This is a genomic window from Mesorhizobium sp. P2_D6, assembly GCF_056404315.1.
On sequence record NZ_JBFUEG010000017.1, the window covers coordinates 1 to 16,596 of the forward strand.

29 protein-coding genes are annotated in these 16,596 nt (G+C 62.2%); all 29 read left to right on the plus strand.

The features are described from left to right. Positions 1 to 248 (plus strand): EF-Tu C-terminal domain-related protein (locus tag AC1D1L_RS26695; protein ID WP_461435615.1); only part of this gene is annotated, 248 nt, incomplete at its 5' end. A gap of 67 nt (positions 249 to 315) precedes the next feature. Beyond that, positions 316 to 624, plus strand: a complete 309-nt coding sequence (rpsJ, locus tag AC1D1L_RS26700; protein WP_010909272.1) for a 30S ribosomal protein S10 — start codon at positions 316 to 318, stop codon at positions 622 to 624. A 61-nt stretch (positions 625 to 685) separates the two neighbouring features. Then, positions 686 to 1,414, plus strand: a complete 729-nt coding sequence (gene rplC / locus AC1D1L_RS26705; RefSeq protein ID WP_477344294.1) for a 50S ribosomal protein L3 — start codon at positions 686 to 688, stop codon at positions 1,412 to 1,414. Beyond that, on the plus strand, positions 1,414 to 2,034 hold the full coding sequence (gene rplD / locus AC1D1L_RS26710) for a 50S ribosomal protein L4 (protein WP_023672750.1): 621 nt from the start codon (positions 1,414 to 1,416) through the stop codon (positions 2,032 to 2,034). Before rplC ends, rplD begins: the two co-directional genes overlap by 1 nt. Beyond that, positions 2,031 to 2,324 (plus strand): 50S ribosomal protein L23, encoded by a 294-nt coding sequence (locus AC1D1L_RS26715; RefSeq protein ID WP_027170367.1) that lies wholly within the window; start codon positions 2,031 to 2,033, stop codon positions 2,322 to 2,324. The genes rplD and AC1D1L_RS26715 overlap by 4 nt, the downstream gene beginning before the upstream one ends. Before the next feature lie 22 nt (positions 2,325 to 2,346). Further along, the gene (gene rplB / locus AC1D1L_RS26720; RefSeq protein ID WP_023706515.1) at positions 2,347 to 3,180 is read left to right on the plus strand and encodes a 50S ribosomal protein L2; all 834 of its coding nucleotides are present in this window, start codon (positions 2,347 to 2,349) and stop codon (positions 3,178 to 3,180) included. A gap of 16 nt (positions 3,181 to 3,196) precedes the next feature. Next, positions 3,197 to 3,475, plus strand: coding sequence for a 30S ribosomal protein S19 (gene rpsS, locus AC1D1L_RS26725; RefSeq protein WP_006205463.1), 279 nt, complete (start codon positions 3,197 to 3,199; stop codon positions 3,473 to 3,475). Between the two features lie 2 nt (positions 3,476 to 3,477). Further along, the gene (rplV, locus tag AC1D1L_RS26730) at positions 3,478 to 3,867 is read left to right on the plus strand and encodes a 50S ribosomal protein L22 (RefSeq protein WP_006205462.1); all 390 of its coding nucleotides are present in this window, start codon (positions 3,478 to 3,480) and stop codon (positions 3,865 to 3,867) included. Next, positions 3,867 to 4,592: a 30S ribosomal protein S3 gene (rpsC, locus tag AC1D1L_RS26735; RefSeq protein ID WP_013895697.1), complete on the plus strand. Its 726-nt coding sequence runs from the start codon at positions 3,867 to 3,869 to the stop codon at positions 4,590 to 4,592. The genes rplV and rpsC overlap by 1 nt, the downstream gene beginning before the upstream one ends. A 26-nt stretch (positions 4,593 to 4,618) precedes the next feature. Continuing rightward, positions 4,619 to 5,032, plus strand: coding sequence for a 50S ribosomal protein L16 (gene rplP / locus AC1D1L_RS26740; RefSeq protein ID WP_006205460.1), 414 nt, complete (start codon positions 4,619 to 4,621; stop codon positions 5,030 to 5,032). 13 nt (positions 5,033 to 5,045) lie between these two features. Then, entirely contained in the window at positions 5,046 to 5,246 is a 201-nt protein-coding gene (rpmC, locus tag AC1D1L_RS26745; protein WP_006205459.1) for a 50S ribosomal protein L29, read from the plus strand. An 11-nt stretch (positions 5,247 to 5,257) separates the two neighbouring features. Then, positions 5,258 to 5,497: a 30S ribosomal protein S17 gene (gene rpsQ, locus AC1D1L_RS26750; RefSeq protein WP_010909280.1), complete on the plus strand. Its 240-nt coding sequence runs from the start codon at positions 5,258 to 5,260 to the stop codon at positions 5,495 to 5,497. A 71-nt stretch (positions 5,498 to 5,568) separates the two neighbouring features. Then, positions 5,569 to 5,937, plus strand: a complete 369-nt coding sequence (gene rplN, locus AC1D1L_RS26755) for a 50S ribosomal protein L14 (protein ID WP_006205457.1) — start codon at positions 5,569 to 5,571, stop codon at positions 5,935 to 5,937. A 12-nt stretch (positions 5,938 to 5,949) separates the two neighbouring features. Next, on the plus strand, positions 5,950 to 6,264 hold the full coding sequence (rplX, locus tag AC1D1L_RS26760) for a 50S ribosomal protein L24 (protein ID WP_013531428.1): 315 nt from the start codon (positions 5,950 to 5,952) through the stop codon (positions 6,262 to 6,264). Continuing rightward, positions 6,257 to 6,856, plus strand: a complete 600-nt coding sequence (rplE, locus tag AC1D1L_RS26765) for a 50S ribosomal protein L5 (RefSeq protein ID WP_013531429.1) — start codon at positions 6,257 to 6,259, stop codon at positions 6,854 to 6,856. Before rplX ends, rplE begins: the two co-directional genes overlap by 8 nt. Positions 6,857 to 6,883: 27 nt before the next feature. After that, positions 6,884 to 7,189: a 30S ribosomal protein S14 gene (gene rpsN, locus AC1D1L_RS26770; protein WP_010909282.1), complete on the plus strand. Its 306-nt coding sequence runs from the start codon at positions 6,884 to 6,886 to the stop codon at positions 7,187 to 7,189. A 12-nt stretch (positions 7,190 to 7,201) separates the two neighbouring features. Continuing rightward, entirely contained in the window at positions 7,202 to 7,600 is a 399-nt protein-coding gene (gene rpsH, locus AC1D1L_RS26775) for a 30S ribosomal protein S8 (RefSeq protein WP_006205453.1), read from the plus strand. A gap of 88 nt (positions 7,601 to 7,688) precedes the next feature. Next, positions 7,689 to 8,222: a 50S ribosomal protein L6 gene (rplF, locus tag AC1D1L_RS26780; protein WP_023682603.1), complete on the plus strand. Its 534-nt coding sequence runs from the start codon at positions 7,689 to 7,691 to the stop codon at positions 8,220 to 8,222. Between the two features lie 87 nt (positions 8,223 to 8,309). Beyond that, entirely contained in the window at positions 8,310 to 8,669 is a 360-nt protein-coding gene (gene rplR / locus AC1D1L_RS26785; protein WP_112562358.1) for a 50S ribosomal protein L18, read from the plus strand. 81 nt (positions 8,670 to 8,750) lie between these two features. Beyond that, on the plus strand, positions 8,751 to 9,314 hold the full coding sequence (gene rpsE, locus AC1D1L_RS26790) for a 30S ribosomal protein S5 (protein ID WP_006333394.1): 564 nt from the start codon (positions 8,751 to 8,753) through the stop codon (positions 9,312 to 9,314). A gap of 24 nt (positions 9,315 to 9,338) precedes the next feature. Next, positions 9,339 to 9,536: a 50S ribosomal protein L30 gene (rpmD, locus tag AC1D1L_RS26795; protein WP_006205449.1), complete on the plus strand. Its 198-nt coding sequence runs from the start codon at positions 9,339 to 9,341 to the stop codon at positions 9,534 to 9,536. A 22-nt stretch (positions 9,537 to 9,558) separates the two neighbouring features. Then, positions 9,559 to 10,032: a 50S ribosomal protein L15 gene (gene rplO / locus AC1D1L_RS26800; RefSeq protein WP_112395071.1), complete on the plus strand. Its 474-nt coding sequence runs from the start codon at positions 9,559 to 9,561 to the stop codon at positions 10,030 to 10,032. Positions 10,033 to 10,223: 191 nt separating this feature from the next. Next, positions 10,224 to 11,564, plus strand: a complete 1,341-nt coding sequence (gene secY, locus AC1D1L_RS26805) for a preprotein translocase subunit SecY (protein ID WP_192254278.1) — start codon at positions 10,224 to 10,226, stop codon at positions 11,562 to 11,564. Continuing rightward, complete coding sequence (locus tag AC1D1L_RS26810) at positions 11,561 to 12,169, plus strand: adenylate kinase (protein WP_477344295.1); 609 nt, start codon at positions 11,561 to 11,563, stop codon at positions 12,167 to 12,169. Before secY ends, AC1D1L_RS26810 begins: the two co-directional genes overlap by 4 nt. 192 nt (positions 12,170 to 12,361) lie before the next feature. Further along, a complete protein-coding gene (gene rpsM, locus AC1D1L_RS26815) occupies positions 12,362 to 12,730 on the plus strand; it encodes a 30S ribosomal protein S13 (protein ID WP_006205445.1) in 369 nt (122 codons plus the stop codon). A gap of 140 nt (positions 12,731 to 12,870) precedes the next feature. Then, a complete protein-coding gene (gene rpsK, locus AC1D1L_RS26820; protein WP_006205444.1) occupies positions 12,871 to 13,260 on the plus strand; it encodes a 30S ribosomal protein S11 in 390 nt (129 codons plus the stop codon). A 102-nt stretch (positions 13,261 to 13,362) separates the two neighbouring features. Continuing rightward, the gene (locus AC1D1L_RS26825) at positions 13,363 to 14,373 is read left to right on the plus strand and encodes a DNA-directed RNA polymerase subunit alpha (RefSeq protein WP_023682599.1); all 1,011 of its coding nucleotides are present in this window, start codon (positions 13,363 to 13,365) and stop codon (positions 14,371 to 14,373) included. Between the two features lie 104 nt (positions 14,374 to 14,477). Beyond that, complete coding sequence (gene rplQ / locus AC1D1L_RS26830; protein WP_112562350.1) at positions 14,478 to 14,909, plus strand: 50S ribosomal protein L17; 432 nt, start codon at positions 14,478 to 14,480, stop codon at positions 14,907 to 14,909. 193 nt (positions 14,910 to 15,102) lie between these two features. Next, on the plus strand, positions 15,103 to 16,596 hold the full coding sequence (locus tag AC1D1L_RS26835; RefSeq protein WP_477344297.1) for a DegQ family serine endoprotease: 1,494 nt from the start codon (positions 15,103 to 15,105) through the stop codon (positions 16,594 to 16,596).

A 16,596-nucleotide genomic window follows, 5' to 3' on the forward strand; every position in this document is an offset into this window, starting at 1 on the left:
CCAAGGACGAAGGTGGCCGTCACACGCCGTTCTTCACCAACTACCGTCCGCAGTTCTATTTCCGCACGACCGACGTGACCGGCATCGTGTCGCTGCCGGAAGGCACGGAAATGGTGATGCCCGGCGACAACATCACGGTCGATGTCGAGCTGATCGTGCCGATCGCCATGGAAGAGAAGCTGCGCTTCGCCATCCGTGAAGGCGGCCGCACCGTCGGTGCCGGCATCGTCGTCACCATCAAAGAATAATTAGACTTAAACCGATCTGTCGCGGGCGCGGAGTTGCCCGCGCCGCGCCAGAACAAGGAAGTGACGCATGAACGGACAGAATATCCGCATCCGCCTGAAGGCGTTTGATCACCGGGTGCTCGACGCCTCGACAAAAGAAATCGTGTCGACGGCCAAGCGCACCGGAGCAAACGTCCGCGGCCCCATTCCGCTGCCGACGCGGATCGAAAAGTTCACGGTCAACCGGTCGCCTCACGTCGACAAGAAGAGCCGCGAGCAGTTCGAGATGCGCACGCACAAGCGTCTGCTCGACATCGTCGATCCGACCCCGCAGACGGTCGATGCTTTGATGAAGCTTGATCTGGCCGCCGGTGTCGACGTCGAGATCAAGCTCTAAGGGAATGAGAGCGCGGTAAGGGGCGGTGCCCCTGGCCCGGAACTCTAAAGGAATTGAACCGATGCGTTCAGGTGTGATTGCAAAGAAGGTGGGAATGACCCGCGTCTATAATGATGCCGGGGAACATGTTCCCGTCACCGTTCTCCAGATGGAGAACTGCCAGGTCGTGGCTCAGCGCACGCAGGAGAAGAACGGCTATACGGCCGTCCAACTCGGCGTTGGCCTTGCCAAGGTGAAGAACACGTCGAAAGCGATGCGCGGCCATTTCGCGACCGCTTCCGTCGAGCCGAAGGCGAAGGTCGCCGAGTTCCGCGTCTCCGCCGACAACATGATCGATGTCGGCGCCGAGATCACCGTCGAGCACTTCGTCGCCGGCCAGAAGGTCGATGTGACGGGCACGACGATCGGCAAGGGTTTCCAGGGCGTCATCAAGCGCCACCACATGGGTGGTGGTCGCGCGACGCACGGTAACTCGGTTTCGCACCGTACGCACGGCTCGACCGGCCAGCGTCAGGACCCGGGCAAGGTGTTCAAGGGCAAGCATATGGCTGGCCACATGGGCGACACCCGCGTCACCACACAGAATGTCGAGATCGTTTCGACCGACGCCGATCGCGGCCTGATCCTGATCCGCGGTGCGGTTCCCGGATCGAAGGGCGCCTGGATCCTGGTCCGCGATGCGGCCAAGGTGGCACTGCCGGCCAATGCGCCGAAGCCTGCCGCGATCCGCGCCGTTGCTGCCGAGAGTGGCGCGAAGAACGAGGCTCCGGCCGCAGAGGGAGCAGAATAATGGATCTCAAGATCACAACGCTTGGCGGCAAGGACGCCGGCAAGGTGAAACTCTCCGAGGAGATTTTCGGCCTTGATCCGCGCGAGGACATCCTGCAGCGCGTCGTGCGCTGGCAGCTGGCCAAGCGCCAGCAGGGCACGCACAAGGCCAAGGGCCGCGCCGAAATCGCGCGCACCGGCGCCAAGATGTACAAGCAGAAGGGTACCGGCCGCGCCCGCCACCATTCGGCACGCGCTCCGCAGTTCCGCGGCGGCGGCAAGGCCCATGGCCCGGTCGTTCGCAGCCACGAGCACGATCTGCCGAAGAAGGTTCGCGCCCTGGGCTTGCGCCATGCTCTCTCGGCCAAGGCCAAGAGCGCGTCGATCATCATCATCGACGAGCTGAAGCTGACCGAGGCCAAGACGAAGGCGCTGATCGCGAATTTCGCGACGCTGGGCCTGACCAACGCTTTGGTGATCGGCGGTGCCGAGCTTGACCAGAACTTCAAGCTGGCAGCGACCAACATCCCGAACATCGACGTGCTGCCCATCCAGGGCATCAACGTCTACGACATTCTTCGCCGCGGCACGCTGGTCCTTTCGAAGGCCGCCGTCGAGGCTCTCGAGGAGCGCTTTAAATGACCGACCTTCGTCATTACGACGTGATCGTCTCGCCGGCGATCACCGAAAAGTCGACCATGGCTTCCGAGAACAACCAGGTCGTCTTCAACGTCGCCAAGAAGGCGTCGAAGCCGGAAATCAAGGCCGCCGTCGAAGCGCTGTTTGGCGTCAAGGTTACGGCCGTGAACACGCTTGTCCGCAAGGGCAAGATCAAGCGCTTCCGCGGCACGATCGGCCGCCAGAGCGACGTCAAGAAGGCGGTAGTGACGCTGGCCGACGGCCAGTCGATCGACGTCGCGACGGGTCTCTGAGCTAGGCCGCGAGGACAGGACAATGGCACTTAAAAAATTCAACCCGGTAACGCCGAGCACCCGCCAGCTGGTCATCGTCGACCGCTCGGGCCTCTACAAGGGCAAGCCCGTCAAGGGCCTGACCGAAGGCCTGACCAAGTCGGGCGGCCGCAACAATCACGGCCGCATCACGGCCCGCTTCATCGGCGGCGGTCACAAGCGTTCGTACCGCATCATCGACTTCAAGCGCCGCAAGTTCGACGTCGTCGGCACGGTCGAGCGCATTGAATACGATCCGAACCGCACCGCCTTTATCGCGCTGATCAAGTACGACGATGGCGAGCTGTCCTACATCATCGCCCCGCAGCGCCTTGCCGCCGGCGACAAGATCGTGGCCGGTGAATCCGTCGACGTGAAGCCGGGCAATGCGATGCCGCTGGCCTCGATGCCGGTCGGCACGATCGTCCACAACATCGAGCTGAAGCCAGGCAAGGGCGCCCAGGTTGCTCGTTCGGCCGGCGGCTACGGCCAGCTGGTCGGTCGCGACCAGGGCATGGCGATCCTGCGCCTCAACTCAGGCGAGCAGCGTGTCGTTCACGGCTCCTGCATGGCCACCGTCGGCGCCGTGTCGAACCCCGACCACGGCAACATTAACGACGGCAAGGCCGGCCGCACGGTCTGGCGCGGCAAGCGCCCGCACAATCGCGGCGTGACCATGAACCCGGTCGACCATCCGCATGGCGGTGGTGAAGGCCGCACCTCCGGTGGCCGTCATCCGGTCAGCCCGTGGGGCAAGCCGACCAAGGGCAAGAAGACGCGGTCCAACAAGGCGACCGACAAGTTCATCCTGCGCTCGCGCCATCAGCGCAAGAGCTAAGAAGAGGTAACGCCAAGTGACTCGTTCTATTTGGAAAGGCCCCTTCATCGACGGCTACCTTCTCAAGAAGGTGGACAAGGTTCGTGAAGGTGGTCGCAATGAGGTGATCAAGATGTGGAGCCGTCGCTCCACCATCCTGCCGCAGTTCGTCGGCTTCACCTTCGGTGTCTACAACGGCCAGAAGCATGTTCCCGTCTCGGTGAACGAGGACATGGTCGGTCACAAGTTCGGTGAATTCGCTCCGACCCGGACCTATTACGGTCACGGCGCGGATAAGAAGGCGAAGAGGAAATAATCATGGGCAAGGCCAAAGCTCCGCGCAGGCTTGCTGACAACGAAGCGCGCGCCGTTCTGCGCACGATCCGTATCAGCCCGCAGAAGCTGAACCTGGTTGCCGCGCTGATCCGCGGCAAGAAGGTCGCGACAGCGCTTTCCGACCTCGAATTCTCGGCCAAGCGGATTTCCGGCACGGTCAAGAAGACGCTGGAATCGGCGATCGCCAACGCGGAAAACAACCACGACCTCGATGTCGATGCGCTGATCGTGGCGGAAGCCTATGTCGGCAAGTCGATCGTCATGAAGCGTTTCCACGCTCGTGGTCGCGGTCGCGCCAGCCGTATCGAGAAGCCGTTCTCGCACCTCACGATCGTCGTTCGTGAAGTCGAAGAAAAAGGGGAGGCCGCATAATGGGCCAGAAAGTCAATCCGATCGGTCTGCGCCTCGGCATCAACCGCACCTGGGATTCGCGCTGGTTCGCGAACACCGGCGAGTACGGCAAGCTGCTGCATGAGGACATCAAGATCCGCAAGTATCTTGAGAAGGAACTCAAGCAGGCTGCGATCTCCAAGGTCGTGATCGAGCGTCCGCACAAGAAGTGCCGCGTCACCATCCATGCGGCGCGTCCGGGTCTGATCATCGGCAAGAAGGGCGCCGACATCGAGAAGCTTCGCAAGAAGCTGATGGAGATGACGAAGTCCGAGACGCACCTCAACATCGTTGAAGTGCGCAAGCCGGAAATCGACGCGACGCTGGTCGCCCAGTCGATCGCCCAGCAGCTCGAGCGCCGTATCGCGTTCCGCCGCGCCATGAAGCGCGCCGTTCAGTCGGCGATGCGGCTTGGTGCCGAAGGCATCCGCATCAACTGCGCCGGTCGTCTCGGCGGCGCCGAGATCGCGCGCATGGAATGGTACCGCGAAGGCCGCGTGCCGCTGCATACACTGCGTGCCGATGTCGATTACGGCACGGCCGAAGCGAACACGGCTTACGGCATCTGCGGCGTCAAGGTGTGGGTGTTCAAGGGCGAAATCCTCGAGCATGATCCGATGGCTTCGGAGCGTCGCGCGACCGAGGGTGATGCTGCGCATGGCGGTGGTGGTGATCGCGAACGCGGTCGTCGTCGCGAAAACGCCTGATTATTTAGGAATTTGGAGTTAGAACGATGCTGCAGCCAAAGCGCACAAAGTTCCGCAAGCAGTTCAAGGGCCGTATCCATGGTACCGCAAAGGGCGGCACCAACCTGGATTTCGGTGGTTTCGGGCTGAAGGCGCTTGAGCCGAACCGCGTCACCGCGCGTGAGATCGAGGCGGCCCGCCGCGCGATCACTCGTGAGATGAAGCGTGCCGGCCGCGTGTGGATCCGTATTTTCCCAGACGTGCCGGTGACGTCGAAGCCGACCGAAGTGCGCATGGGCAAGGGCAAGGGCGCTGTCGATTACTGGGCGGCGCGCGTCAAGCCGGGCCGCATCATGTTCGAGATCGACGGCGTCAACGAAGAAACCGCCCGTGAGGCGCTGCGTCTCGGCGCGGCCAAGCTCTCGGTCAGGACGCGCTTCGTACAGCGCATCGCAGAATAAGGACGGGCTGATCATGAAAGCCGAAGACATCCGGACCAAGACCCAGGACCAGCTGACCGACGATCTGGCCAGCCTGAAGAAGGAGCAGTTCAACCTGCGCTTCCAGAAGGCCACCGGCCAGCTCGAGAAGACCGCGCGCGTGAGGCAGGTCCGCAAGGACATTGCGCGTATCAAGACCATCGCTGCGGAAAAGTCCGCGGCCAAGAAGGCTTAAGGACGAAAACCATGCCAAAGCGCATTCTGCAGGGCACCGTCGTCAGCGACAAGAACGAGAAGACGGTTGTCGTCAAGGTCGAACGGCGCTTCACGCATCCCGTGATGAAGAAGACCGTGCGCATGACCAAGAAGTACAAGGCGCACGACGAGAACAACGCCCACAAGGTCGGCGATCAGGTGTTCATCCAGGAATCGAAGCCGATTTCCAAGGACAAGCGCTGGATCGTCGTATCTTCGGATCAGGCGTAAACAACGAATTTTGGACAGACCGGGGAGGGGCTTTGAGCCCGTCCCGTTAGAAAAAAAGAAGGCGGCCAGTCATGATTCAGATGCAAACAAACCTCGACGTCGCGGATAATTCCGGCGCGCGTCGTGTCATGTGCATCAAGGTGCTGGGCGGCTCGAAGCGGAAATACGCTTCCGTGGGCGACATCATCGTGGTGTCCATCAAGGAAGCCATTCCGCGCGGCCGCGTTAAGAAGGGCGATGTGATGAAGGCGGTCGTGGTTCGCACGGCCAAGGACATCCGCCGCCCGGACGGCAGCGTGATCCGTTTCGACAAGAACGCGGCCGTTCTCGTCGACAACAAGAAAGAGCCAATCGGCACGCGTATCTTCGGACCGGTTCCGCGCGAACTCCGCGCCAAGAACCACATGAAGATCATCTCGCTCGCGCCTGAAGTGCTGTAAGGAGCCGGACCAATGCAAAAGATTAGAAAAGGCGACAAGGTCGTCGTGCTGGCCGGCAAGGACAAGGGCCGTTCGGGCGAAGTCCTCTCGGTTCAGCCGAAGGAAGACACCGCGCTGGTGCGCGGCGTCAACATGATCCGCCGTCACCAGAAGCAGTCCCAGTCCCAAGAGGGCGGGATCATCACCAAGGAAGCGCCGATCCAGCTGTCGAACATCGCGCTGGCCGACCCCAAGGATGGCAAGCCGACCCGCGTCGGCTTCATCTTCCAGAAGGACGGCAAGAAGGTGCGCGTCGCCAAGCGCTCGGGAGAAGTCATCAATGGCTAAGGCTCAAACCACGAAGCCCAAGGCTGAAAGCAAACAGTCCAAGGCCCAGAACACGCCGCGCCTCAAGCAGGTCTACAACGAGACCATCCGCAAGGCGTTGCAGGAGCAGTTCGGTTACGACAACGAGATGCAGGTTCCGCGCATCGACAAGATCGTGCTGAACATGGGCGTCGGCGAAGCGACCGCGGATTCGAAGAAGCCTTCGATCGCGGCCGAAGACCTGGCGATGATCGCCGGCCAGAAGGCCGTCGTCACCCGCGCCCGCAACTCGATCGCCGGCTTCAAGGTCCGCGAGAAGATGCCGATCGGCGCCAAGGTCACGCTGCGCAAGGAACGCATGTACGAGTTCCTCGACCGCCTCGTGAACATCGCACTGCCGCGCGTTCGCGACTTTCGCGGACTGAATCCGAAGAGCTTCGATGGCCGTGGCAACTACGCCATGGGCATCAAGGAACACATCGTGTTCCCGGAGATCAACTACGACAAGGTTGATCAGATCTGGGGCATGGACGTCATCGTTTGTACGACTGCGAAGACGGACGACGAAGCCAGGGCATTGCTCAAGGCCTTCAACTTCCCCTTCCGCCAGTAACGGCAGCGAGAAAAGGAAAAATCTGAAATGGCAAAGACCAGCTCAGTCGAGAAGAACAACAGGCGCCGCAAGCTTGCCGACCAGTACGGTCCCAAGCGCGCTGCTCTGAAGGCGATCATCATGGACCAGTCCAAGCCGATGGAGGAGCGCTTCCGCGCTCAGCTGAAGCTTGCTGCCCTGCCGCGCAACTCGGCCAAAATCCGCATCCGCAACCGCTGCGAAGTTACCGGCCGTCCGCGCGCCTATTATCGCAAGCTCAAAGTATCGCGCATCGCGCTTCGTGATCTTGGCAATAACGGCCAGATCCCGGGCTTGGTCAAGTCGAGCTGGTAAGGAGGACATAACATGTCATTGAGCGATCCTCTCGGCGATATGCTGACCCGCATCCGCAACGCGTACGGCCGCAAGAAGTCGAGCGTCTCGACGCCGGCTTCGCGCCTGCGTACCCGCGTCCTCGACGTGCTGAAGGCTGAAGGCTATATCCGCGACTACAGCCAGACCGACTTCGACAACGGCAAGTCCGAGATCGAAATCGAGCTGAAGTATTTCGACGGTGCTCCGGTCGTGCGTGAAATCGCCCGCGTCTCGAAGCCTGGCCGCCGCGTTTACGTTTCGGCCAAGTCGATCCCGCACGTCGCCAACGGCCTCGGCATCGCCATCCTTTCGACGCCGAAGGGCGTGATGGCCGATCACGAAGCACGCGAACAGAATGTCGGCGGCGAGATCCTCTGCCAGATCTTCTGATCTGGCAGCTGACCGCAAAGTGGAATCCGGTCTTCGGATCGTTCCGAAGACAGAGACCTGAAACAAGAGAAGTGACGAGGACAACAAAATGTCTCGTATTGGAAAGAAACCCGTTTCGCTGCCGCAGGGCGTGACCGCGACCGTCAACGGCCAGACCGTGACGGCGAAGGGGCCCAAGGGCGAGCTGAAGTTCGTGGTGAACGACGAAGTGCTGGTCAAGATGGAAGGCAGCGAGATCGCTGTCCAGCCGCGCGACCAGACCAAGACCGCCCGCTCCAAGTGGGGCATGTCGCGTACGCAGATCGTCAACATCCTGCAGGGCGTCAAGGACGGTTTCGAGAAGAAGCTCGAGATCACCGGCGTCGGCTATCGCGCCGCCCTTCAGGGCAAGAACCTGCAGCTGGCTCTTGGCTTCAGCCATGACGTCGTCTACGAGACGCCGGCCGGCATCACGATCACTGTGCCGAAGCCGACGGAAATCACCGTGACCGGCATCGACAAGCAGCAGGTCGGCCAGGTTGCCGCCGAGATCCGCGAGTATCGCGGTCCCGAGCCCTACAAGGGCAAGGGTGTCCGCTATGCCGGCGAGAAGATCGTCCGCAAGGAAGGCAAGAAGAAGTAAGTTTAACGCCGCGGGGAGCGGTCGCGGGAGGCGCTTTCGCCTACCGCACAAGGCGGCCCCCGTTTTTTGAAGGCAAGGAAGACCATCATGGGTACCAAGGAATCCACGCAGCGCCGTGCGCAGCGCGTTCGCCGCCAGATCAAGAAGGTCGCCGGCGAGCGTCCGCGTCTGTCGGTCCACCGCACGTCGAAGAACATCTACGTGCAGGTTATCGACGACGCCAAGGGCCATACCATTGTCGCTGCTTCGACGCTCGAGAAGGACCTCAAGGGTTCGCTCAAGACCGGCGCCGACACCGCGGCTGCGGCCGCGATCGGCAAGCTGATCGCCGAGCGCGCCGCCAAGGCTGGCGTCAAGGAAGTCGTCTTCGACCGCGGCGCCTACATCTATCACGGCCGCGTCAAGGCGCTGGCCGAGGCTGCTCGTGAAGGTGGCCTGAGCTTCTAAACAATTTTCGCCCCCGGTGACCCACAGAGGCACCGGATCTTATCAGCAACCGTGCTTCCGGAAAAAAACAAGGAACAGGATATGGCACAGGAACGTAGGGATGGCGGCCGCGGCCGCGATCGTGAAGAGCGCGATGACGGCATGGTGGACAAGCTCGTCCACATCAACCGCGTCGCCAAGGTCGTCAAGGGCGGCCGTCGCTTCGGTTTTGCAGCACTCGTCGTCGTCGGCGACCAGAAGGGCCGCGTCGGCTTTGGTCACGGCAAGGCGCGCGAAGTGCCGGAAGCGATCCGCAAGGCAACCGAATCGGCAAAGCGCGACATGATCTTCGTGCCGCTGCGCTCGGGCCGCACGCTGCACCACGACGTCGAGGGACGCTGGGGTGCGGGACGCGTGCTGCTGCGCGCCGCCAAGCAGGGTACCGGCATCATCGCCGGCGGCCCGATGCGCGCTGTCTTCGAGACGCTCGGCATGCATGACGTGGTCGCCAAGTCGATGGGTTCGTCGAACCCCTACAACATGGTTCGCGCCACCTTCGACGCACTGAAGAGCCAGATGCATCCCAAGGATGTGGCTGCTGCGCGCGGCATCAAGTATTCGACCCTTCAGGCCCGCCGCGGCACCGCCGTTGCGGCTGAAGAATAGTCGATCTGACCAGGGATTTTGACCATGGCCAAGAAAGCAACCAAGACCATCACCGTTGAGCAGATCGGTTCGCCGATCCGCCGCCCGAAGGAACAGCGCGCAACGCTGGTCGGCCTCGGCCTCAACAAGATGCACAAGCAGCGCACGCTGGAGGACACTCCGTCGGTGCGCGGCATGATCGCTGCCGTCCAGCATCTCGTCCGCGTCGTGGACGAGGGCTGAGCAAAAGCGCAGGAGAACCCAGATGAAACTCAACGATCTGCGTGACAAGGACGGCGCGACGCACTCCAAGAAGCGTCTCGGCCGTGGCATCGGCTCGGGCTCAGGCAAGACCGGCGGTCGCGGCGTCAAAGGCCAGAAGGCGCGTTCCGGCGTCGCCATCAACGGCTTCGAGGGTGGCCAGATGCCGCTCTACCGGCGCCTGCCGAAGCGTGGCTTCAACAACATCTTCGCCAAGAGCTTTGTCGTCGTGTCGCTGGCCCGTATCCAGACCGCGCTCGATGCCAAGAAGCTCGACGCCAAGGCGACCGTGACGGCCGAGGCACTCGTTGCCGCCGGCGTCATCCGCCGTGTCAAGGACGGCGTGCGCATCCTTTCGGATGGCGAGCTCAAGGCAAAGCTTGCCTTCGACGTCGCCGGCGCCTCAAAGGCTGCGATCGAGAAGATCGAAAAGGCCGGTGGTTCGGTCAAGCTGCCGGAGCAGGCTGCTGCCGAGTAACGGCAATTTGAAGCGCGCTTGGCAGGGACGGCCTCCGTTTTTGCTCACGATTGCGCTTTGATCCGATCAATTGAGCGGCCGCGTCAACGCGGCCGCTTGCATGTTGAGAGCCCGGAGCTTATCTCGTGAGCTTCGGTGAAACGCGCCGCCTGAGCTGCGGGCATCGAGCGTGACCAAGCGGAGAATCAGGCATGGCTTCGGCTGCTGAACAACTAGCCTCGAATCTGAATTTTGCGGCCTTCGCCAAGGCGGAGGACCTGAAGAAGCGAATCTGGTTCACCGTCGGCGCGCTGCTCGTCTATCGTCTCGGTACCTATATCCCGCTGCCCGGCATCAACCCGGACGCGTTCGCCCAGGCCTTCTCCTCGCAGGCCAAGGGTGTTCTCGGCATGTTCAACATGTTTGCCGGCGGCGCCGTGCAGCGCATGGCGATCTTCGCGCTTGGCATCATGCCTTACATCTCGGCCTCCATCATCATGCAGCTGATGACCTCGGTCATTCCGTCGCTGGAAGCGCTGAAGAAGGAAGGCGAGCAGGGCCGCAAGGTCATCAACCAGTACACGCGCTACGGCACGGTGCTTTTGGCGCTGGTGCAGGCCTATGGCATTTCGGTTGGCCTGGAAGGCGGCAACGGCATCGTCAACGATCCCGGCATGTTCTTCCGCATCTCGACCGTCGTCACGCTGGTTGGCGGCACCATGTTCCTGATGTGGCTGGGCGAGCAGATCACCGCACGTGGCATCGGCAACGGCATTTCGCTGATCATCTTCTCGGGCATCGTCGCCGGCCTGCCACGCGCCATCTCCGGCACGCTGGAACTCGGCCGCACCGGCGCCTTGTCGACCGGGTTGATCCTGGCGATCATCGTGCTGGCCATCATCGTGATCGCGCTCATAGTGTTCTTCGAGCGCGCACAGCGCCGCCTGCTGATCCAGTATCCGAAGCGCCAGGTCGGCAACCGCATGTTCCAGGGCGACACCTCGCATCTGCCGCTGAAGCTCAACACGTCGGGCGTCATTCCGCCGATCTTCGCGTCGTCGCTGCTGCTGTTGCCGGCAACGGTCGCCGGCTTCTCGCAGACGACGAACCTGCCGGCCTGGGCAAGCACCGTGCTCGCCTCGCTCGGCCATGGGCAGCCGCTCTACATGCTGTTCTATGCGGGGATGATCGTGTTCTTCGCATTCTTCTACACGGCCATCGTGTTCAATCCGAAGGACACCGCCGACCAGCTCAAGAAGCATTCCGGCTTCATCCCGGGCTACCGTCCGGGTGAGCGCACCGCCGATTACATCGACTATGTCCTAACGCGCATCACCGTCGTCGGCGCCATCTATCTGGTGCTGGTGTGCCTGCTGCCCGAATTCCTGATTTCGGCGACTGGCGTACCTTTCTACCTCGGTGGCACATCGCTTCTGATCGTGGTCAGTGTAACCCTCGATACGGTGGCGCAGATTCAGGGTCACCTGATCGCGCACCAGTATGAGGGCCTGATCAAGAAGTCGAAGTTGCGCGGGGGGAAGAAGGCCAGATGAGATTGATATTGCTTGGGCCGCCAGGGGCGGGCAAGGGGACGCAAGCACAAAGACTGGTGGAGAAATACGGCATACCGCAGCTGTCGACGGGTGACATGCTGCGGGCTGCCGTGCAGGCCGGCACCGAAGTCGGCAAGCGCGCCAAGGCGGTGATGGATGCCGGCGAGCTGGTTTCCGACGCCATCGTCAACGCCATCGTGGCCGAGCGCATCGATCAGCGCGATTGCGCCAACGGTTTCATCCTCGACGGCTACCCGCGCACGCTGGTACAGGCCGATGCGGTTGAATCGATGCTTGCCGAGCGTGGCATCGCACTGGACGCGGTGATTGAGTTCGTCGTCGACGACAAGGCGCTGGTCGGCCGCATCGTCAAGCGGGCCGAAGACGCCAACGCCGCCGGCCAGCCGGTGCGCAAGGACGACAATCCGGTGGTGTTCGAAGAGCGCCTGCGGGAATATTACAAGAAGACCGCCCCGCTGATCGGCTATTACTACGCCAAGCGCACGCTGAAGAGCGTCGACGGCATGGCCGGCATCGACACTGTGACGGGAGAGATCGAAGCTCTGCTCGCCGCGGTGACGCGGGAGACCGTTACGGCAAAGTAAAGATTGCACTTGACTGGAACGGTTCGCTGGGTTATGGCGGCCCGTCTTCCTATCAGGCATGAGGCTTGCTTGTCCGCAAGGGCAAGGCAGCCGCATTGAAACTGGGAAACTCCCGCAAGGGCCGGCCTCCACCGGACGCGGGGAATTTTGGATAGCGCTGGTTCGTCCAGCCCACATGGAGAAGAGAAGAATATGGCTCGTATAGCCGGCGTCAACATTCCGACCAACAAGCGCGTCGTCATTGCGCTTCAGTACATTCACGGCATTGGCAAGAAGTTCGCCCAGGAGATCGTCGACAAGGTCGGCATCCCGGCCGAACGCCGCGTCAACCAACTGACCGACGCGGAAGTGCTGCAGATCCGCGAGACCATCGACCGCGACTATCAGGTCGAAGGCGACCTGCGCCGCGAAGTGTCGATGAACATCAAGCGTCTGATGGACCTCGGCTGCTACCGCGGCCTGCGTCACCGCCGCTCGCTGCCGGTTCGCGGCCAGCGCACGCACACCAATGCACGCACCCGCAAGGGCCCGGCCAAGTCGATCGCCGGCAAGAAGAAGTAATTTAGGGCAGTAAGGGAGTAGGGCAGTAAGGCAATAGGACCGGCAGACCTACTGCCCTACTGCCATATTCCCCTACTGCCTTTCTCCTAGGTGGAGCCGCTGGCATTACGGCGGTGTAGAGATCAACTGAAAGGACTATCATGGCCAAGGAAGCCGCTCGTGTTCGCCGTCGCGAACGCAAGAACATCTCGTCGGGCGTTGCCCACGTCAATTCGACCTTCAACAACACGATGATCACCATCACCGACGCGCAGGGCAATTCGATTGCCTGGTCGTCGGCCGGTGCCCAGGGCTTCAAGGGTTCGCGCAAGTCGACCCCGTTCGCTGCCCAGATGGCTGCCGAAGACGTCGCCAAGAAGGCCCAGGAACACGGCATGCGCATGCTCGAAGTCGAGGTCTGCGGACCCGGCTCCGGTCGTGAATCGGCGCTTCGCGCCCTGCAGGCGGCCGGCTTCACCATCACCTCGATCCGTGATGTGACGCCAATCCCGCACAATGGCTGCCGTCCGCGCAAGAAGCGCCGCGTCTAAGACATTACCGAACGCCGCGCGAGCGCCCCAAGGCGCTCCTCCACGGCACTCCAGGTCGCCCGCCACGATTGGATGGTGGCGGGTCAACGGAAGGAAAGCATCATGATCCAGAAAAATTGGCAGGAACTGATCAAGCCGAACAAGATCGAGTTCTCGTCGAAGAAGAAGACGCTGACCACGCTGGTCGCCGAGCCGCTCGAGCGTGGCTTTGGCCTGACGCTCGGCAACGCGCTGCGCCGCGTGCTTCTGTCTTCGCTGCGCGGTGCGGCTGTGACCGCCGTGCAGATCGACGGCGTTCTGCACGAATTCTCGTCGATTGCCGGCGTGCGTGAAGACGTGACCGACATCGTGCTCAACATCAAGGAAATCGCCATCCGCATGGAGGGCGATGGTCCCAAGCGCATGGTCGTTCGCAAGCAGGGCCCGGGTGCGGTTCTGGCTGGCGACATCCAGACGGTTGGCGATGTCGAGATCCTCAACCCCGACCACGTCATCTGCACGCTGGACGAGGGCGCTGAAATCCGCATGGAATTCACCGTCGACACCGGCAAGGGTTACGTGCCGGCCGACCGCAACCGCGCCGAAGACGCGCCGATCGGCCTTATCCCGGTCGACAGCCTGTATTCGCCGGTCAAGAAGGTCTCCTACAAGGTCGAAAACACCCGCGAAGGCCAGGTTCTCGACTATGACAAGCTGACCATGACCATCGAGACCGACGGTTCGATCTCGGGCGAGGACGCGGTGGCATTCGCTGCCCGCATCCTGCAGGACCAGCTTGGCCTGTTCGTCAACTTCGACGAGCCGCAGAAGGAAGTCGCGACCGAAGCCGTCACCGAGCTCGCCTTCAACCCGGCGCTGCTCAAGAAGGTCGACGAACTCGAGCTTTCGGTGCGTTCGGCCAACTGCCTGAAAAACGACAACATCGTCTACATCGGCGATCTCATCCAGAAGACAGAAGCCGAGATGCTGCGCACCCCGAACTTCGGCCGCAAGTCGCTGAACGAGATCAAGGAAGTTCTCGCGGCGATGGGCCTGCACCTCGGCATGGAAGTGCCGGACTGGCCGCCGGAAAACATCGAAGACCTCGCCAAGCGTTACGAAGATCAATATTGAGCATGAATTCCAAGGATCGGCGGCGTGGGCCACCCGATCCGACGGTCATGCGGAAAACCATCAGAGGCCATGGCCTCTTGAACAACTGAAGAAGGAAAAGAGCCATGCGCCACGGTTTTAAAGGCCGCCGCTTCGCCCGAAGCATTAGCCATCGCAAGTCGATGTTCGCCAACCTCGCCGTGTCGCTGCTCGAACATGAGCAGATCGTCACCACACTGCCGAAGGCGAAGGACCTGCGTCCGATCGTCGAGAAGCTGGTGACGCTTGGCAAGCGCGGCGACCTGCATGCGCGCCGCCAGGTCATTGCCCAGATCGGCAATGAAGGCGTCGTCAAGCGTCTGTTCGATACGATTGCGCCGCGCTACGCCGACCGCAATGGCGGCTATCTGCGCATCATGAAGGCGGGCTTCCGCCACGGCGACAATGCCGCCATGGCGGTCATCGAGTTCGTCGACCGCGACCCCGACGCCAAGGGCGCCGGCGACCGCGCTCGCCTCGAGGCCGAAGGTGTCAATGAGGAAGCCGCGGCCGCATAAGGCTCGGTATTTCACAAAGCGTTCAAAAGGGGCCCCGCGGGCCCCTTTTTGTTTCGTCTCGATGCCATGCTTAGACCGGCGTTTTTTGCCTGCCGGCTGAGGGCTTTTGCACGACAATCGCCGTATTTCAGTGCATTAGCCTTTCATTCTGCACAATCGTCGGGACAATGACGCCCGATCTGGAGGATTCGGAATGCACTTCAAACGGCTGTTTCTTGTTGCCCTTTGCGCGCTGGCCGCCTTTGCCGCGGCACCGGCCGTGAGGCAGGCCCTGGCCGAGGACGCCGCCAAGCCAGCGGATCCGGGCCTCTCCGATGTGCTGACCGATCTGTTGCATGGCGTCGAGGGCGAGAACGGCACCTCCGGTCCTGACAAGCGCGTGCCGTTCGGCCGCGAAGAGGTGCAGCTTTCGTTTGCGCCACTGGTCAAGCAGACGGCGCCGGCGGTGGTCAATGTTTATGCCTCACAGACGGCCAAGGTCACGTCGCCCTTCGACGGCGATCCTTTCTTTGAGGAATTCTTCGGTCGCGCGCAGCCGCGCGCGCAATCTTCGCTCGGCTCGGGCGTGCTGGTCGACCCGAGTGGCGTGGTCGTCACCAATTTCCACGTCATCAAGGACGCCGACGAGGTCAAGGTCGCGACCGCCGACGGGCGCGAATTCACCTCGAAGGTCATGCTCAAGGACGAGACGCTCGACCTTGCCGTGCTCAAGATCACCTCCGACAAGCCGTTTCCGGTGATCGCCATCGGCGATTCCGACGCGCTCGAGGTCGGCGATCTGGTGCTGGCGATCGGCAATCCGTTCGGCGTCGGCCAGACCACCACCAGCGGCATCGTTTCGGCACTTGCCCGCAGCCATATCGGTGTTTCGGATTCTGGCTATTTCATCCAGACCGACGCTGCCATCAATCCCGGCAATTCCGGCGGCGCGCTGATCAACATGGGCGGCCAGCTGGTCGGCATCAACACCGCCATCTACAGCCGCAGCGGCGGCTCGATCGGCATCGGCTTTGCCATCCCGGCCAACATGGTGCGCGCCTTCGCCGATGCGGCCAAGGCCGGGCTCGATTTCTTCGAGCGGCCCTATATCGGCGCCGAGTTCGAGGCGGTCACACCGCAGATCGCCGAATCGCTCGGCATGGAGAAGCCGACCGGGGCGCTGGTCTCGTCTGTCGAGGAGGCTGGACCGGCAGCCAAGGCAGGGCTGAAGCCCGGCGATGTCGTGCTGCAACTTAACGGCACGACCGTTGAAGGCATCGAGGCGCTGGATTACCGCATGGCAACGCTGTCGATCGGCACCAAGGCCAGCTTTGCTGTCCTGAGCAAAGGCCAGCAGGCGACGATGGACATTGCGCTGGAGCGTGCGCCGGAGGGCGCCAAGGCTTCGGAAGTCACGCTGCATGGCCGCAGCCCGTTCTCGGGCGCCAAGGTCGCCGAACTGTCGCCCAGGCTTGCACAGCGGCTTGGCCTGCGCACCGACCTCAAGGGCGTCACCGTGGTCGACATCAACCGCGATTCGCCGGCTGCCGATTTCGGCTTCCAACCCGGCGATATCGTGCGCGAAGTGAACGGCACGACTGTCGATACGGCGGCTACCCTGGCGCAGCTTGCCCAGCAGGATACGCGCTGGTGGCGCTTTACCGTCGAGCGCGGCGGGCAGATACTGCGCCAGGTGTTGCGTTACTGA

Coding starts and splice junctions, on each gene's coding strand:
- AC1D1L_RS26825 (WP_023682599.1), top strand. CDS start 13,363: ATGATCCAGAAAAATTGGCAGGAACTGATCAAGCCGAACAAGATCGAG.
- AC1D1L_RS26810 (WP_477344295.1), top strand. CDS start 11,561: ATGAGATTGATATTGCTTGGGCCGCCAGGGGCGGGCAAGGGGACGCAA.
- rplR (WP_112562358.1), top strand. CDS start 8,310: ATGGGTACCAAGGAATCCACGCAGCGCCGTGCGCAGCGCGTTCGCCGC.
- rpsC (WP_013895697.1), top strand. CDS start 3,867: ATGGGCCAGAAAGTCAATCCGATCGGTCTGCGCCTCGGCATCAACCGC.
- rpsM (WP_006205445.1), top strand. CDS start 12,362: ATGGCTCGTATAGCCGGCGTCAACATTCCGACCAACAAGCGCGTCGTC.
- rpsJ (WP_010909272.1), top strand. CDS start 316: ATGAACGGACAGAATATCCGCATCCGCCTGAAGGCGTTTGATCACCGG.
- AC1D1L_RS26715 (WP_027170367.1), top strand. CDS start 2,031: ATGACCGACCTTCGTCATTACGACGTGATCGTCTCGCCGGCGATCACC.
- rpmD (WP_006205449.1), top strand. CDS start 9,339: ATGGCCAAGAAAGCAACCAAGACCATCACCGTTGAGCAGATCGGTTCG.
- rpmC (WP_006205459.1), top strand. CDS start 5,046: ATGAAAGCCGAAGACATCCGGACCAAGACCCAGGACCAGCTGACCGAC.
- rplD (WP_023672750.1), top strand. CDS start 1,414: ATGGATCTCAAGATCACAACGCTTGGCGGCAAGGACGCCGGCAAGGTG.
- secY (WP_192254278.1), top strand. CDS start 10,224: ATGGCTTCGGCTGCTGAACAACTAGCCTCGAATCTGAATTTTGCGGCC.
- rplE (WP_013531429.1), top strand. CDS start 6,257: ATGGCTAAGGCTCAAACCACGAAGCCCAAGGCTGAAAGCAAACAGTCC.
- rplV (WP_006205462.1), top strand. CDS start 3,478: ATGGGCAAGGCCAAAGCTCCGCGCAGGCTTGCTGACAACGAAGCGCGC.
- rplB (WP_023706515.1), top strand. CDS start 2,347: ATGGCACTTAAAAAATTCAACCCGGTAACGCCGAGCACCCGCCAGCTG.
- rpsN (WP_010909282.1), top strand. CDS start 6,884: ATGGCAAAGACCAGCTCAGTCGAGAAGAACAACAGGCGCCGCAAGCTT.
- rplC (WP_477344294.1), top strand. CDS start 686: ATGCGTTCAGGTGTGATTGCAAAGAAGGTGGGAATGACCCGCGTCTAT.
- rpsH (WP_006205453.1), top strand. CDS start 7,202: ATGTCATTGAGCGATCCTCTCGGCGATATGCTGACCCGCATCCGCAAC.
- rplN (WP_006205457.1), top strand. CDS start 5,569: ATGATTCAGATGCAAACAAACCTCGACGTCGCGGATAATTCCGGCGCG.
- rplQ (WP_112562350.1), top strand. CDS start 14,478: ATGCGCCACGGTTTTAAAGGCCGCCGCTTCGCCCGAAGCATTAGCCAT.
- rpsK (WP_006205444.1), top strand. CDS start 12,871: ATGGCCAAGGAAGCCGCTCGTGTTCGCCGTCGCGAACGCAAGAACATC.
- rplP (WP_006205460.1), top strand. CDS start 4,619: ATGCTGCAGCCAAAGCGCACAAAGTTCCGCAAGCAGTTCAAGGGCCGT.
- rplF (WP_023682603.1), top strand. CDS start 7,689: ATGTCTCGTATTGGAAAGAAACCCGTTTCGCTGCCGCAGGGCGTGACC.
- AC1D1L_RS26835 (WP_477344297.1), top strand. CDS start 15,103: ATGCACTTCAAACGGCTGTTTCTTGTTGCCCTTTGCGCGCTGGCCGCC.
- rpsE (WP_006333394.1), top strand. CDS start 8,751: ATGGCACAGGAACGTAGGGATGGCGGCCGCGGCCGCGATCGTGAAGAG.
- rplO (WP_112395071.1), top strand. CDS start 9,559: ATGAAACTCAACGATCTGCGTGACAAGGACGGCGCGACGCACTCCAAG.
- rplX (WP_013531428.1), top strand. CDS start 5,950: ATGCAAAAGATTAGAAAAGGCGACAAGGTCGTCGTGCTGGCCGGCAAG.
- rpsQ (WP_010909280.1), top strand. CDS start 5,258: ATGCCAAAGCGCATTCTGCAGGGCACCGTCGTCAGCGACAAGAACGAG.